Below are 15,150 nucleotides of genomic sequence, written 5' to 3'. Positions count from 1 at the left end.
CCGTCACGGCTGACGCTACGCCGAGTGCTCGGCTCGTGCCATACGGTGCCCATCGCCTCGGCGGTTTCCGGGCTACCGCACCCGGAACCCGTCCGTCCGCCGCCCGGCGAACAACTCCGTCTGCCGCTCCCCCGGCAGGTTGCCGAGCGCGATGAGCGGGGGCGCCTGCGCGAAGGCCCCCGCAAGGGCCGCCTCCTTGGCCGCCCACAGGGCCCGTACGGTGCCCTGCACGCCCCGCGGCGGATGGGAGGCGATGACGCGGGCACACCGCACGGCGGCCGCCAACGCCCCGCCCGGCTCGGTGAGTTCGGACACCAGCCCGATCTCGTACGCCCGCCGCGCGGAGATCCGCTCGGCGGTGCCCATGAGGGCCATGCGCCCCGCTTCCCCGTACGGCATCCGGTGCGCCATGTAGACGGACTCGTACGCGCTGACCATGCCGTAGGTGGTGTGCGGGTCGAAGAACGTCGCGGTGGTGTCCGCCACCACGAACTCGCTCTCGCCGAGCAGATAGAACGCCCCGCCGCAGGCCATGCCCCGCACGGCGGCGATCACCGGCTTCCACAGGTCGTTCGCCTTCGGGCCGATCCGAAGCAGCGGATCGTCCACCATGTACGGCGAGTCGGGCTGCGGCACCTGCGCGCCGCGGTCGAGGCCGGTGCAGAAGGCCCGCTCGCCCGCGCCGGTGAGGACGACGGCCCGTACGGAGTCGTCGAAGCGCAACGCCAGCCAGTACGCGGAGAGTTCGGAGGCGGTCTCCAGGTCGATGGCGTTGAGCTTGGCCGGCCGGTCGAGGGTGACGACCGCGACGCCGGTGTCCTGGTCGGCGGTGACCCGCAGCCCGCCGCTCACGACCGCTCCGCAACCCACCGGGGCATTCCGTCCTTGCCGAAGACGACCTGCACCTTCGCGCCGATGCGGATCCGGTTGGGGGGCACCGAGTCCAGGGGCGCGTCCGGGCCGGTGACGAGGTTCCCGACGAGCCGGATGCGCGGCGCCTCGGCCAGCTCCACCACGATCACGTTGTACGGCGCCCGCGCCGCGTACGCCTGAAGCAGCGGGGGATACGGAACGACGTACGACCAGATCCGCCCCCTCCCGCTCATCCGCCGCCACTCGCTCGCGAAGGACTGGCAGTGCGGGCAGCAGGGGCGCGGCGGGAAGCGCGGCTCGCCGCAGCCGGCGCAGGCCTGGACGCGCAGCTCGCCGCGGGCGGCGTACTCCCAGAAGGGGCCGCCGTCCTCGTCGCGGACCGGGGGGAGCAGGGTGTCGGACATGGCTCAGCTCCTCAGCAGCAGGGCGGAGGTGGGGACCCCCTCGCCGGCGGTGACCAGACAGGTGGCGGCGCCCGGGACCTGGGCGGTGCTGGTTCCGCGCAGCTGCTTCACGCCCTCGGTGATCAGGTTGAAGCCGTGGACGTATGCCTCGGACAGCCCGCCGCCCCCGGTGTTGACGGGCAGTCGCCCGCCGATCTCCAGCGCGCCTCCCTCGGTGAACGCCCCGCCCTCGCCCCTCCCGCAGAAGCCGTATCCCTCCAGGGAGAGCGGTACGAGGGCGGTGAACGCGTCGTAGATCTGGGCGACGTCGATGTCGTCCGGGGTGAGGTCGGCGTGCTTCCACAGGTGCCGGGCCGCCGTCCAGGCCGGGCCGGTGAGCGGGTCGTCGTTCCAGTAGTTGACCATGCCGTGGTGCTGGGAGGGGAGCCCCTGGGCGGCGGAGTGGACGTACACCGGCCGGTGCCGGCAGTCGCGGGCGCGCTCGGCGGAGACGACCACGCAGGCGAGCGCCCCGTCCGTCTCCAGGCAGTTGTCGAAGAGGCAGAGGGGCTCGCTGATCCACCGGGAGGTCATGTACATCTCCCGGGTGAGAGGCCGCTCGTACATGATCGCGGCGGGGTTCTGGTTGGCCCGGTTCCGGCAGGCGAGGGCGACGTTGAACAGGTGGTCCCTGGTCGTCCCGTACTCGTGCATATGGCGGCGGGCGAGCATGCCGATCTCGTCGACGGGCCGGAGCAGCCCGAAGGGCCGGGTCCACTGGGCGGGTGTGGGCAGCTGGACGGCCGTGTTCCGCCACGGCCGGGGTCCGCTGCCGCGCTTGCGCGACCGCCAGGCGACGCCGACGGTCGCCTGTCCGGTGGCGATGGCGGCGGCGAGGTGCCCGACGGTGGCGCACGAGCCGCCGCCCCCGTACCCGACCTTGCCGAAGAAGGTGAGGTCGCCGAGGCCGAGGGCCTTGGCGACCTCCACCTCGTCGGTCTCCTCCATGGTGTACGAGGCGAGCGCGTCGACCTCGCCCGGCGCGATCCCGGCGTCGTCCAGGGCGGCGAGTACGGCACGGCAGGCGAGTGCCTTCTCCGACTCGGCAAGGCGCCGTGCGAAGGCGGTCTGCCCGATGCCGACGATGGCGGTGGCGTCCTTGAGCCCCCCCGATGCCCCTGCCGTTGCCATGGCGCACACCTCCGCGTGGACGTCGGTCGGCTGACAGGTCGTCAGGCTACCGCTAATCTGACGGACAGTCAGCTATGCGGTCCGGGCTCGTGCTTCGGGAGGTCGCGGTGCGCGGTGACAGGGAGTGGGGCAGCATTCCGGGCCTGGTGCGGAGCGCGGCCCGCCGCCATGGCGATGCCGAGGCGGTCGTCGAGGGCCGCACCCGGATCACATACGCCGAACTGGGCGCCCGAGTGGAACGCGCGGCTGCGGCCTGCCTCGCGAACGGCGTGGACGTCGGCGACCGTGTGGCGATCTGGGCGCCGAACACCCTGGACTGGATCGTCTCGGCGCTGGGCGCGGTGTCGGCGGGCGCGGTCCTGGTGCCGCTCAACACGCGCTTCAAGGGCGCGGAGGCGGCCTACGTCCTGGAGCGGAGCCGGGCGAAGCTGCTGTTCGTGACGGGCACGTTCCTCGGGACGTCCTACGTGGCGTCGCTGCGCCGGGCGGCGGCGCAGGGCCCCGGGGCCGGCCCCCTGCCCGGCCTGCCGCACCTGGAGCAGGTGGTGGTCCTGGCCGACGACGCCCCGGCCGACTTCCGTACCTGGAAGGACTTCCTGGCGAGCGGGGAGGGCGTCGGAGAGCCGCAGGTGCGGGGGCGCGCGGAGGCCCTCGCCGGGACCCACCCCTCGGACATCATCTTCACCTCGGGCACGACCGGCCGCCCCAAGGGCGCGGTGATCACGCACGCGCAGACGCTGAGGGCGTACGAGATCTGGACGGATGTGGCGGGCCTGCGCCAGGGCGACCGCTACCTGATCGTCAACCCGTTCTTCCACACGTTCGGCTACAAGGCCGGGGTCCTGGCCTGTCTGATGCGGGGCGCGACGATGATCCCGCAGCCGGTCTTCAACGTGGACACGGTGCTCGCGAACATGGCGGCGGAACGGGTCTCGGTCCTCCCGGGCCCGCCGACCCTTCACCAGTCACTGCTCGACCACCCGTCCCGGGACGCCTACGACCTCACCGCCCTGCGCCTGGTGGTGACGGGCGCGGCGGTGATCCCGCTGCGTCTGGTGGAACGCCTGCGCGGCGAACTCGGCGTGGCGACCGTCCTGACGGCCTACGGCCTGTCGGAGGCGAGCGGTGTCGTGACGATGTCCCGGAGGGGGGACGAGCCCTCGGTGATCGCGACGACATCGGGCCGGGCGATCCCCGGCACGGAGGTACGGGTGGCCGACGGTCGGGGCGCACCGCTGGGCCCCGGCGTCCCGGGCGAAGTCCTCGTCCGGGGCTTCAACGTCATGCGGGGCTACTTCGAGGACGACACGGCGACCTCGGAGGTCCTGACGCCGGACGGCTGGCTGCGCACGGGCGACGTGGGGGTGCTGGACGCCGGGGGCAACCTCCGCATCACGGACCGCATCAAGGACATGTTCGTCGTGGGCGGCTTCAACGCGTACCCGGCGGAGATAGAGCAACTGCTGGGCCTGCACCCGGACGTGGAGGACGTCGCGGTGATCGGCGTACCGGACGCCCGGCTGGGCGAGGTCGGCAAGGCGTACGTGGTCCGCCGCCCGGGCGCGGTCCTGACCTCCGACGACCTGATCGCCTGGTCCCGCCGCGAGATGGCGAACTACAAGGTGCCGCGGGCGGTGGAGTTCGTCCGAGACCTTCCGCGGAACGCGAGCGGAAAGGTGGTGAAGGGGGAGTTGCGGAGCCGAGTCCCCTAGGGAGGGGTGTCGCCCCCGGGACACACCTCGGCCGCGGCGGCCTCCCCTCCGCGCCGCCGCGGCCGATCCCCGTGTCGAGACGGTCTGTTCAGGCCTTCTCGTCGGTGGCGTGGTTGTCCAGCGGGGTCACCGTGCCGCCCGTCGCGTGGTTGTCCAGCGTGATGATCTTCTCGTCGGTGGCGTGGTTGTCGAGCGTGGTGACGTCCTTGACGTCCGTGGCGTGGTTGTCGAGCGGCTTGACCACGGAGTCCTTCTTGGCATCGCTCATGGACTTGCAACTCCCGTTCGGTGATGGGCGATGCCCGTCCGGCGACTCCCCCGAGGGCCGCCGGGCGGGCATATCAGGGTCGTTCACCCTAGCGGTAGTGATCACCGCTGACCCGTCTGCCCCCCGACGCGACGGATCGACAACACAGAGAGTGCCGTGTGGCGATAAACGAACGATGAACGTCGTTCCGCGCGCTACACCGCAGCCGCGGGTGTGAGCAGAAGCCGCACGTCGGCGGCCTCGGGCGAGCCCAGTTGATCGAAGATGGCGAGGGCCTCCTGCCAGCAGGCCTGCGCCCGGCCGGCCTGCCCCAGACCGCTCAGCGCGCGGCCGAGGACGGTGAGCACATTGCCTCGCCGCCATTCGCCTCCGATCCCTCGCAGGACCGCGAGAGCCTGCTCCGCGAGGGCCGCGGTCCTGGCGGGCCGCTGCCCCGCGAGGTGGGCTTCCGCGAGCCTGAAGAGCGTCATGCCCTCCCAGAGCCGCTGCCTGCTGTCGCGGAACACCTCCAGAGCCTCGGCCAGCCGCCCGACGGCGGCGTCCAGTTCACCCTGTCCGGTCAGCGCCAGCCCCAGCGCGTAGCGGCCGTTGGCGCCGCGCAGCGTGTGTCCCAGCTGGTCGTAGATGACGATGCCCTGCTGCGCGAGTTCCACGGCGCTGCCGACCCGGCCCATGGCCAGATGGATCCGTGAGAGGTTGCAGAGCGCGCTGGCCTCTCCGGCGAGGTTCTTGTCCAGACGGAAGCTCACGATGGCCTGCCGCAGATACTCCTCGCCGTCGGCGTGACGGCCCTGGTAGAGCGCGATGATGCCCCGGTCGTTCGCGGCCCAGCAGCTGGGGGCGAGGTCGTCGGCGACGTGGGCCAGTTCCATGGCCCTGCGTGCCGCCTCGTCCGCCTGGCCGAAGCGCCCCGCCACGATGTGGACGTTGGTGAGCGTCGTGAGGACACGGCTCCTGGCCCGCGGATCGTCCGCACGGTCGGCGGCGTTCTGGAGGGCGAGCGCGGCCGCCTCGTACTGCTTGGAGTTGGCGCCCGATTCGGCGAGGTCCTTGGCCGCCCACAGCAGGTCCACGGCACGCCGCAGCATGGAACTCCGCCTGGACTGCTGGATGAACGCGAGGAGTGCGTTGGCCTCCGAGTACAGCCAGTCCTGGGCCTGATGGCGATCCTCGAACGTCAGTCCCGGGTACTGCGTGGTCTCCAGGTGATCCACCAGCCGGTCCCCGGGGCGCTCGATCGCGTACACCCCCGCCGCCGTCGCCAGGTAGAAGTCCAGCAACCGTGACATCGCCGCCTCGCGCTCGCTCGGCGGGTGTTCGTCCCGTTCCGCGCACGCACGCGCGTAGAGCCGGACCAGGTCGTGGTAGCGGTAGCGGCCTGGGGCGGCCGACTCCAGCAGGGACGTGTCGACCAGGGACTCCAGCAGGTCCTCGGTGTCCTCCTGGGGGAGGTCCAGGACCGCCGCGGCCGCGGCCAGCGAGATGTCCGGGCCGTCCGCCAGGCCCAGCAGGCGGAACGCGCGGGCCTGGGCCGGCTCCAGCTGGCCGTAGCCGAGCTCGAAGGTCGCCTTCACGGCCAGGTCCCCGGCCTGCAGTTCGTCCAGGCGTCGGCGCTCGTCGGCCAGCTTCGTCGCCAGGACCGACACCGTCCAGGTGCGGCGGGCCGCCAGCCGGGAGGCCGCGATACGGATCGCCAGCGGCAGGAAGCCGCAGGCCGCCACCACGTCCAGGGCGGCCTCGCGCTCCGCGGCCACCCGCTCCTCACCCACGATCTTCGTGAAGAGCTGCAGGGCCTCCTCCGGGGACATCACGTCCAGGTCCACCAGATGGGCGCCCGCCAGGTCCACCATGCGGACCCGGGAGGTGACGAGGGCCGCGCAGCCCTCCGTGCCCGGCAGCAGCGGGCGCACCTGGGCCGCGTCCTTCGCGTTGTCCAGCAGGACCAGGACGCGACGGCCGTCCAGGACCGAGCGGTACAGCGCCGAACGCTCCTCCAGCGAGTCGGGGATCGCCGAGTCAGCCGTGCCCAGGGCCCGCAGGAAGGACCCCAGGACCGTCTCCGGCTCCGCCGCCCGCCGGCTCGCGCCCTGCAGGTCCACATACAGCTGGCCGTCGGGGAACGCGGTGCGCGCCTGGTGCGCCACATGCACGGCGAGGGTCGTCTTGCCGACGCCTCCGATGCCCGCCAGCGCCGAGACCGCCATCACCCGGCCCTTGGCCGACGCCAGCACCGCGCTCAGTTCGGCGACGAAGGACGCCCGGCCCGTGAAGTCGGGCACGGTGGCGGGCAGTTGAGCCGGGCGCACCGGCGTGGACGTGGGTTCCGGTGCCGGCGCCGACGGTTCGGCCAGGGCCGGGTCCGCCCGCAGGATCCGTCGCTGCAGCTCCTTGAGGCCCGGACCGGGGTCGACCCCGAGCTCGTCGGCGAGCAGACGGCGCGTGTCCGCGTACACGGCCAGTGCCTCCGCCTGGCGGCCGGACCGGTACAGCGCCAGCATCAGCAGTTCCCGCAGCCGCTCGCGCAGTGGGTGCGCGGCCGTCAGCGCGGTCAGCTCCGAGACCGCCTCCGCGTGGCAGCCCTGCTCCAGGTCCATGTCGAGGCGGGACTCCAGGAGTTGCTGGCGCCACTCCTCCAGACGCGTGCGCTGAGTCTCCGCGTAGGGCCCCGGCACGCTCGCCAGCGTCTCGCCGTCCCACAGCGCCAGCGTCTCGTTGAGTACCTGCCGGGCGTGGCACAGATCCCCGGAGTTCCGCGCCTTCTCCGCCTCCGCGGCCAGCTCCTGGGCCGCCACGAGGTCCAGCGAGCGGGCGTCCCGCAGCCGTACCGCGTATCCGCCCGACTCGCTGACCAGCACTCCGGGGGAGAGGACCTTCCGCAGCCGGGAGGCGTACGTGCGTACGGCCGCCAGAGCCCGTGGTGGCGGGTCGTCGCCCCACAGCGCGTCGATCAGCTCGGAGGCCGTCGCGGTACGGCCCTCGCGCAGCAGTAACGCGGCCAGCAGGGCGCGCTGCTGCGGCGAGCCCGTGGCCAGCAGCTCCTCTCCGCGCCAGGCGCGCACCGGTCCGAGCACTCCGAAGCGCAGCGTCGCCGATTCACCGGGACTCCGCTGCTCCGGTACTCGCGGTACACCGTCCATCGCTGCCCCCTGGCACCCTGCCGAACCGTTCACGACCAAGAGGCCAGTTTGCCTTGTTCATGGCGGATGCGTCAGCCGTGCGAGACGGCGATCACAGGCGTCCGCACGGTGCATCACAAGGCCCACACATGCTCTCCCCACCCACCCCCGGACCGGAAGGCCTTGCACAACTCCTGACGGTCCGTCAGTTCAGCGCTACGGTGACCGGCATGGAGACCTCACGGACCAACGGCGCCTTCCCGCGGATCATCTCGGTCGACGACCACACCGTGGAGCCCCCGAACGTCTGGCGGGACCGGCTCCCGAGGAAGTACCGGGACATCGGTCCGCGCATCGTCCGGGCGCCCCTGAAGGAAATGACCTTCCTCGGCGGCAAGTTCGCCCCCGTCATGGGAGCGCCCGGCGACGACGGCCCGCTCGGCGACTGGTGGGTGTACGAGGACCTGCACCGGCCCCTCACGCGCCTGGACACCGCCGTCGGGTACAGCAGGGACGAGATCAAGCTGGAGATCATCACCTACGAGCAGATGCGCCCGGGCTCGTACGACGTCCCCCGGCGCCTCGCCGACATGGACGTCAACCACGTGCAGTCCGCCCTGTGCTTCCCCACCTTCCCGCGCTTCTGCGGCCAGACCTTCACCGAGGCCAAGGACCGCGAGCTCGGGCTGCTGTCCATCCGGGCCTACAACGACTGGATGGTGGAGGAGTGGTGCGGGCCCGAGGCGCACGGCCGGCTCATACCGCTCACCCTCATCCCCCTGTGGGACGCCGGGCTCGCCGCCGCCGAGGTGCGCCGCAACGCGGAGCGCGGCGTGCGCGCGGTCGCCTTCTCCGAGATCCCGCCCCGGCTGGGGCTCCCCTCGATCCACGGCGACGACTGGGACCCCTTCCTCGCGGCCTGCGACGAGACCGGCACCGTCGTCGCCATGCACATCGGCTCCAGCAGCAGGATGCCGTCGACGTCCGCGGACGCCCCGCCGGCCGTCGGCTCCACCATCACCTTCGCCAACTGCTGCTTCTCGATGGTCGACTGGCTGATGAGCGGCAAGTTCGAACGCTTCCCGCAGCTGATGGTGATGTACGCGGAGGGGCAGATCGGGTGGATCCCGTACATCCTGGAGCGCGCGGACGTCGTCTGGGAGGAGAACCGCGCCTGGGGCGGGGTGGCCGACAAGGTCCGCCGTCCGCCGTCCGAACTCTTCGCGGAGCACGTCCACGGCTGCTTCTTCGACGACGCCTTCGGCCTGCGGAACCTGGACGCCATCGGGGTCGGAAACGTCCTGTACGAGACCGACTACCCCCACTCCGACTCCACCTGGCCGAAGTCGCGGGAGGTCGGCGAGGCCCAGATGGGTCACCTGGACGCGGACGTGGTGGAGCGGATCGTGCGCCGCAACGCCATCGAGCTGCTGGGGCTGACGGAGGACGGTCTGTGGGCCGGGCCGGGCGGTACCCGTTGAGCGGGCCCCTGCGGTACGGGATGCAGCTGCCCGTCCAGTCCCAGAGCACGATCTACGCCGAGGGCTGGGAGGCCGGGGCGGGCCCGGAGGACCTCGTGGCGGTCGCCCGGTCCGCCGAGCGCGCCGGGTTCGACTACCTGGCGAGCTGTGACCACGTCGCCGTCCCGCGCCGCCTCGCGCCCGCCATGAGCACGGTCTGGTACGACCCCGTCGCCACCCTCGCCCATCTCGCGGCCGTCACCGAGCGCGTACGGCTGCTGAGCCATGTGGCGATCGTCGGGCTGCGGCATCCCCTCGTGACCGCCAAGCAGTACGCGACCCTGGACCATCTCTCCGGCGGACGGCTCGTCCTCGGGGTGGGGGCCGGGCATGTACGCGAGGAGTTCGAGGCGCTGGGGGTGGACTTCGGGCGGCGGGGCGCGGTGCTCGACGAGACGATCGACGCCCTGCGCGCGGCGCTCGGGCCGGAGGAGTTCCCCGAGCACCACGGGAAGCTGTACGACTTCGAGGGGCTCGGGCAGCGGCCCCGGCCCGCCCAGCCCCGTATCCCCGTCTGGGTGGGCGGCTCCTCGCCCGCCGCCGTGCGCCGGGCCGCGCTGAGGGGCGACGGCTGGCTGCCCCAGGGGGATCCGCGCGACCGGCTGCCCGCCCAGATCGCCCGGCTCCGGCGGCTGCGGGCGGAGGCGGGCATCGAGCAGCCCCTCACCGTCGGCGCCATCACCGAGCCGCTGTACGTCGGCGAGCCCGGCTGGGACGTCGGGCGGCGCACGGTCAGCGGCGCAGCGGAGGCGCTCGCCGAGTCGCTGCGCGCCTACCGCGCGATGGGCGTGCACCAGATCCAGGTGCGGTTCCGCAGCCGCGGCCGAGACGAACTCACCGACCAGATGGCGGCGTTCGGGGCCGAGGTCGCCCCCCTACTCGACTGAGGAGAGCCATGGGCAAGCTGGACGGGCGCGTCGTCGTCGTCACCGGTGCGGCGCGCGGACAGGGCGAGCAGGAGGCACGGCTGTTCACGGCGGAGGGCGCCCGGGTCCTCCTCACGGACGTGCTCGACGACCAGGGGGAGGCGGTCGCCAAGGCGCTGGGCCAGTCGTATGCGCACCTCGACGTGGCGTGCGAGGCGGACTGGGCCGCCGCCGTGACCGCCGCCAAGGAGGCGTACGGGCGGATCGACGGGCTGGTCAACAACGCCGGGATCCTGCGGTTCAACGCGCTGGTCGACACCCCTCTTGACGAGTTCATGAACGTCGTGCGGGTCAACCAGGTCGGCTGCTTCCTCGGTATCAAGGCCGTCGCGCCCGAGATCGCGGCCGCGGGCGGGGGCACCATCGTCAACACCGCCTCCTACACCGCGATGACCGGGATGGCGGCCGTGGGCACGTACGCGGCGACCAAGCACGCCATCCTCGGGCTCACCCGGGTCGCCGCGATCGAGCTGGCGCGGCAGCGGGTCCGGGTCAACGCCATGTGCCCCGGCGCCATCGACACCCCGATGTCCAACCCGGCCCGGCTGGACCCGGACGCGGACCCGGAGGAGACCTCCGGGGCCCTGGACGAGCTGTACCGCAGGCTCGTGCCGCTCGGCCGGATCGGGCGGCCGGAGGAGGTGGCGAGGCTAGCCCTCTTCCTGACCTGTGACGACTCCTCCTACATCACCGGGCAGCCGTTCGTGATCGACGGCGGATGGCTGGCCGGCGTCGCGGTTGTCTGACTGACCGTCAGCTATTGACGGTCCATGCGGGCGGTGTCAGAGTCGGCGGCAACTGAATCTGACGGTATGTCAGATAGATTCGTGGGGACGGTGAACCTCCGTGGAATTCGGGCTCTTTGTACAGGGATACGTGGGCAAGCGGGCCGAGACCGACCCGCTCGCGGAGCACAAGGCGCTGATGGAGGAGACCGAGTACGTCATCCAGGCGGACAAGTCCGGCTTCAAGTACGCCTGGGCGTCCGAACACCACTTCCTGGAGGAGTACTCGCACCTCTCCGCCAACGACGTCTTCCTCGGCTACCTCGCCCACGCCACCGAGCGCATCCACCTCGGCTCCGGGATCTTCAACCCGCTCGCCCAGGTCAACCACCCGGTGAAGGTCGCCGAGAAGGTCGCCATGCTCGACCACCTCACCGAGAACCGCTTCGAGTTCGGCAGCGGACGCGGGGCCGGCTCCCACGAGATCCTCGGCTTCCTCCCCGGCGTCACCGACATGAACCACACCAAGGAGATCTGGGAGGAGACCATCGCCGAGTTCCCGAAGATGTGGCTCCAGGACGAGTACGCAGGCTTCCGGGGCAAGCACTGGTCGCTGCCGCCGCGCAAGGTCCTCCCCAAGCCGTACGGGAGGTCGCACCCCGCGATGTGGTACGCGGCCGGGTCCCCGCCGTCGTACGCCATGGCCGCCAGGAAGGGGCTCGGGGTGCTCGGCTTCAGCGTGCAGAAGGTCTCCGACATGGAGTGGGTCCTGGAGCAGTACAAGAGGGCGATCGTGGACGCCGAGCCCATCGGGGACTTCGTCAACGACAACGTGATGGTGACGACCACCGCCATCTGCGCGCCCACCCACGAGGAGGCGATACGGACCGCGGTGCACGGTGGACTGCACTACCTGCCGTCCCTCGTCTTCCGCTACCACGACACCTTCCCGCGCCCCGAGGGCTTCCCCGTCTGGCCCGAGACACTGCCCCGGTACACCGAGGAATTCCTGGAACTCCTCATCGAGGAGGAACTGCTCATCTGCGGCGACCCAGACGAGGTGCTGACCCAGTGCAAGAGGTGGGAGCAGGCCGGGGCCGACCAGCTCAGCTTCGGGCTGCCGGTCGGGATCCCGAAGGAGGAGACGCTGCGGACGATCCGGCTCATCGGCGAGCACGTGATCCCGAAGATCGACACGGACCCGGTGCACCGCACCACCCGGTTCCGCCAGGCCGTCTGAGGGGGTGACCCGGTGCTCGACCACATCATCAGGGGAGCGACCGTCGTGGACGGGACGGGCGCGCCCGGGTACACCGCGGACGTGGGGATCCGGGAGGGCCGTATCGCCGCGGTCGGCACGGTCCCCGAGGAGTCCCGTACGTCCGAGGACGCGACCGGTCTCGTCCTCGCCCCCGGCTTCGTCGACCCGCACACCCACTACGACGCCCAGCTGTTCTGGGACCCGTACGCGACCCCCTCCCTGAACCACGGGGTCACCACGGTCGCGGCCGGCAACTGCGGTTTCACGCTCGCCCCGCTCCATCCCGAGCGCCCCGAGGACGCCGACTACACCCGGCGGATGATGTCCAAGGTGGAGGGCATGTCCCTGGTCGCCCTGGAGGAGGGCGCGCCCTGGACCTGGCACACCTTCGGGGAGTACCTGGACGCCCTGGTGGGCCGGATCGCCGTCAACGCGGGCTTCATGGTGGGGCACTGCGCGCTGCGGCGGTATGTGATGGGTCCCGAAGCGATCGGCGGACAGCCGACCCGGGAGCAACTGGACGCCATGCTCCGGGTCTTCCACGAGGCCATGGACGCGGGCGCCTGGGGCCTGTCCACCACCCAGTCCGCCACGCACTCCGACGGCGACGGGAACCCGGTCGCCTCCCGGCACGCGCGCCCGGCGGAGCTGCTGGCGCTCGCGCGGGCCGTCGGCGAGCACGAGGGCACACAGATCGAGGCGATCGTCGCGGGCTGCCTCGACCAGTTCAGCGACGTCGAGATCGACCTGCTGGCGGAGCTGAGCGCGGCGGCGGCACGCCCCCTCAACTGGAACGTCCTCACGATCGACGCGGCCGTCCCCGAGCGGGTGCCGCGCCAGCTGGCCGCGAGCGAGCGCGCCCGGAAGGCGGGCGGCCGGGTGGTGGCCCTCACCATGCCGATCCTCACGCCGATGAACATGTCGCTCGGCACCTTCTGCGCGCTCAACCTGATCCCGGGATGGGGCCCGGTCCTCGGCCTGCCCGTGCCCGAGCGCATCGCGAGGTTGCGCGACCCGGAGGTCCGAGCCGGCATGCTGCGCCGCGCCGACTCCAGGGAGGCGGGCGTCTTCCGCAGGCTCGCGAACTTCGGCCGGTACGTCATCGGGGACACCTACAGCCCCGAGAACGAGGGCCTGACCGGGCGGGTGGTCAAGGACATCGCGGCCGAGCGCGGCCAGGACCCCTTCACGTGCCTGGTCGAGATCTGCGCGAACGACGACCTGCGTACGGTGCTGTGGCCCATGCCCACCGACAACGACCCCGACTCCTGGGCCCTGCGGGCCGAGACCTGGCGGCACGAGGACGTACTGCTCGGCGGCTCCGACGCGGGCGCCCATCTGGACCGCATGTGCGGGGCCCCGTACACGACCCGGTTCCTGGGGGACTGTCTGCGCGGCCGGAAGCTGGTGCCGCTGGAGCGGGCCGTGAGGATGCTGACGGACGATCCCGCGCGGCTGTTCGGGCTGCGGGAGCGAGGCCGGGTGCGGGAGGGTTTCCACGCGGACCTGGTCCTGTTCGACCCGGAGCGGATCGACGCAGGGCAGGCCACCCTGGTGCGCGACCTGCCGGGAGACAGCCCGCGGCTGGACTCCCGCGCGATCGGGGTGAGGGCGGTCTGGGTCAACGGCGTCGAGGCGATCCGGGACGACGTGGTGACCGGAGCCGTACCGGGCAGGGTGCTGCGCTCCGGGCGGGACACCGGGACGGTGAGCACCAGGTGAGCGAGCGGCAGCGGCTGTTCATCGGCGGTGCCTGGACCGAGCCCGACGGGGGCCACTACGAGATCCTGGACCCGGCGACCGAACAGACCGTCGGATGGGCGCCGGAGGCATCCCGGGAGCAGGTGCACGCGGCCTGCGCCGCGGCCCGCGAGGCCTTCGGACCGTGGGCGGGAAAGACCCCGGAGGAACGGGCGGCCGTCCTCGCCCGCGCGGCGGACGTGATGCAGCGCAACCTCGTGCCGTACGCCGGCCTGGCGCAGGCGGAGAGCGGCGCCACCACCGGCACCGCGCGCGGGATGCAGGTCGGGGTAGCGGTGGCGCGGTTCCGGCGCTACGCGCGCGTGGAGCCGGTGGAACAGCCGCTGCCGCCGCAGATCAACGAGGCCGGACCGTTCGGCCCTGCCGCCGTCATGGGCGCGCTCGCGGTGCGCCAGCCGGTCGGCGTGGTCACCTGCATCACCTCGTACAACAACCCGTGGGCCAACCCCGCGGGCAAGGTCGCGCCCGCGCTGGCGATGGGCAACACGGTGGTGGTCAAGCCCGCCCCGCAGGACCCGCTGTCGGTGTACCGCATGGCCGAGGTGCTGGAGGCGGCGGGCGCGCCGCCGGGCGTCGTCAACGTGGTGAGCGGATCGGGCCCGGAGGCCGGCCAGGCCGCCGTCGACTGCCCGGACGTCGACATGGTGAGCTTCACCGGCTCCACGGCGGTCGGGCAGCGCATCGCCGAGGTGTGCGGCCGGTCCATGAAACGGCAGCTGATGGAGCTGGGCGGCAAGGGCGCGGCGCTGGTCTTCGACGACGCGGACGTCCGGTCGGCGGTGGCCGCAATAGGCACCACGTTCTCCTTCTACAGCGGCCAGATCTGCACGGCGCCGACACGGGTGATCGCACAACGGGGGGTGTACGACCGCCTGGTGTCCGAACTCGCCGCCCACGCACGTCACTTGCCGGTCGGCGACCCGCGCGAGCGGGGCACGGTGGTGGGCCCGGTGATCTCGGCCGCGCACCGGGACCGCGTGGAGTCGTACGTGGAACTGGGCCGTAAGGAAGGTGCGCGGCTGGTCGCGGGGGGCCAACGCCCGCCGTGCGAGCGCGGGTTCTACATCGCCCCCACCCTCCTCGCGGACTGCACCCCCGACATGCGGGTGGTCCGCGAGGAGATCTTCGGTCCTGTCGTCGTGGTCGTCCCCTTCGACTCCGAGGAGGAGGGCATCGCCCTGGCCAACGACACGGACTACGGCCTGCTCGACTACGTCTGGTCCGGCGACGTGGCCCGCGCCTTCCGCGTGGCCCGCCGGCTGCGGGCGGGCGGCGTCGGCGTGAACACGGTCGGGCGCAACATGGAGGCCCCGTTCGGCGGCTTCAAGAAGAGCGGTGTCGGCCGGGACGTCGGCTCGTACGCGCTGCACGCGTACAGCGAGCTCCAGGCGATCGTCTGGCCGGGGTGACGGGC

At 72.1% G+C, this 15,150-nt stretch carries 12 protein-coding genes; 7 read left to right on the top strand and 5 right to left on the bottom strand.

The window, feature by feature from the left end; all coding sequences use genetic code 11:
• Positions 1-72: 72 nt before the first annotated feature.
• From ASC56_RS07460 to ASC56_RS07450, 3 genes are read right to left on the bottom strand one after another with little or no spacing between them, the layout of a single operon-like run.
• On the bottom strand, positions 73-852 hold the full coding sequence (locus ASC56_RS07460; RefSeq protein ID WP_055490426.1) for an enoyl-CoA hydratase/isomerase family protein: 780 nt from the start codon (positions 850-852) through the stop codon (positions 73-75).
• Positions 849-1,265 carry a Zn-ribbon domain-containing OB-fold protein gene (locus ASC56_RS07455; protein ID WP_055490646.1) on the bottom strand — a complete coding sequence of 139 codons (417 nt, stop codon included), beginning with the start codon at positions 1,263-1,265 and terminating at the stop codon, positions 849-851. Before ASC56_RS07455 ends, ASC56_RS07460 begins: the two co-directional genes overlap by 4 nt.
• Before the next feature lie 15 nt (positions 1,266-1,280).
• Positions 1,281-2,447 carry a lipid-transfer protein gene (locus ASC56_RS07450; protein WP_055490425.1) on the bottom strand — a complete coding sequence of 389 codons (1,167 nt, stop codon included), beginning with the start codon at positions 2,445-2,447 and terminating at the stop codon, positions 1,281-1,283.
• Between the two features lie 74 nt (positions 2,448-2,521).
• Here ASC56_RS07450 and ASC56_RS07445 point away from each other — a divergent pair, with 74 nt between their 5' ends.
• Positions 2,522-4,159: a FadD3 family acyl-CoA ligase gene (locus tag ASC56_RS07445; RefSeq protein ID WP_107309199.1), complete on the top strand. Its 1,638-nt coding sequence runs from the start codon at positions 2,522-2,524 to the stop codon at positions 4,157-4,159.
• 88 nt (positions 4,160-4,247) lie between these two features.
• Here ASC56_RS07445 and ASC56_RS07440 read toward each other — a convergent pair whose 3' ends face one another.
• Positions 4,248-4,427, bottom strand: coding sequence for a hypothetical protein (locus ASC56_RS07440; RefSeq protein ID WP_055490424.1), 180 nt, complete (start codon positions 4,425-4,427; stop codon positions 4,248-4,250).
• Between the two features lie 194 nt (positions 4,428-4,621).
• Positions 4,622-7,564 carry a BTAD domain-containing putative transcriptional regulator gene (locus ASC56_RS07435; RefSeq protein ID WP_055490423.1) on the bottom strand — a complete coding sequence of 981 codons (2,943 nt, stop codon included), beginning with the start codon at positions 7,562-7,564 and terminating at the stop codon, positions 4,622-4,624.
• 209 nt (positions 7,565-7,773) lie between these two features.
• On the opposite strand from ASC56_RS07435, the gene ASC56_RS07430 reads away from it, so the two are divergent.
• From ASC56_RS07430 to ASC56_RS07405, 6 genes are all read left to right on the top strand, one after another.
• Positions 7,774-9,024: an amidohydrolase family protein gene (locus ASC56_RS07430; protein ID WP_055490422.1), complete on the top strand. Its 1,251-nt coding sequence runs from the start codon at positions 7,774-7,776 to the stop codon at positions 9,022-9,024.
• Positions 9,025-9,044: 20 nt separating this feature from the next.
• Positions 9,045-9,950, top strand: coding sequence for an LLM class F420-dependent oxidoreductase (locus ASC56_RS07425; protein ID WP_055490644.1), 906 nt, complete (start codon positions 9,045-9,047; stop codon positions 9,948-9,950).
• Positions 9,951-9,958: 8 nt separating this feature from the next.
• Positions 9,959-10,735: an SDR family NAD(P)-dependent oxidoreductase gene (locus ASC56_RS07420; protein WP_055490421.1), complete on the top strand. Its 777-nt coding sequence runs from the start codon at positions 9,959-9,961 to the stop codon at positions 10,733-10,735.
• Between the two features lie 100 nt (positions 10,736-10,835).
• Positions 10,836-11,954, top strand: a complete 1,119-nt coding sequence (locus ASC56_RS07415) for an LLM class flavin-dependent oxidoreductase (protein ID WP_079102350.1) — start codon at positions 10,836-10,838, stop codon at positions 11,952-11,954.
• A gap of 12 nt (positions 11,955-11,966) precedes the next feature.
• The gene (locus ASC56_RS07410) at positions 11,967-13,697 is read left to right on the top strand and encodes an amidohydrolase family protein (protein WP_055490419.1); all 1,731 of its coding nucleotides are present in this window, start codon (positions 11,967-11,969) and stop codon (positions 13,695-13,697) included.
• Positions 13,694-15,145 (top strand): aldehyde dehydrogenase family protein, encoded by a 1,452-nt coding sequence (locus tag ASC56_RS07405; RefSeq protein ID WP_055490418.1) that lies wholly within the window; start codon positions 13,694-13,696, stop codon positions 15,143-15,145. The genes ASC56_RS07410 and ASC56_RS07405 overlap by 4 nt, the downstream gene beginning before the upstream one ends.
• The last annotated feature ends 5 nt before the right edge of the window (positions 15,146-15,150 follow it).

Source organism: Streptomyces sp. TP-A0356 (genome assembly GCF_001417775.1).
In the GTDB taxonomy this organism is placed as follows: Bacteria; Actinomycetota; Actinomycetes; order Streptomycetales; family Streptomycetaceae; genus Streptomyces.
This window is presented reverse-complemented; position numbering and strand designations above follow the sequence as displayed.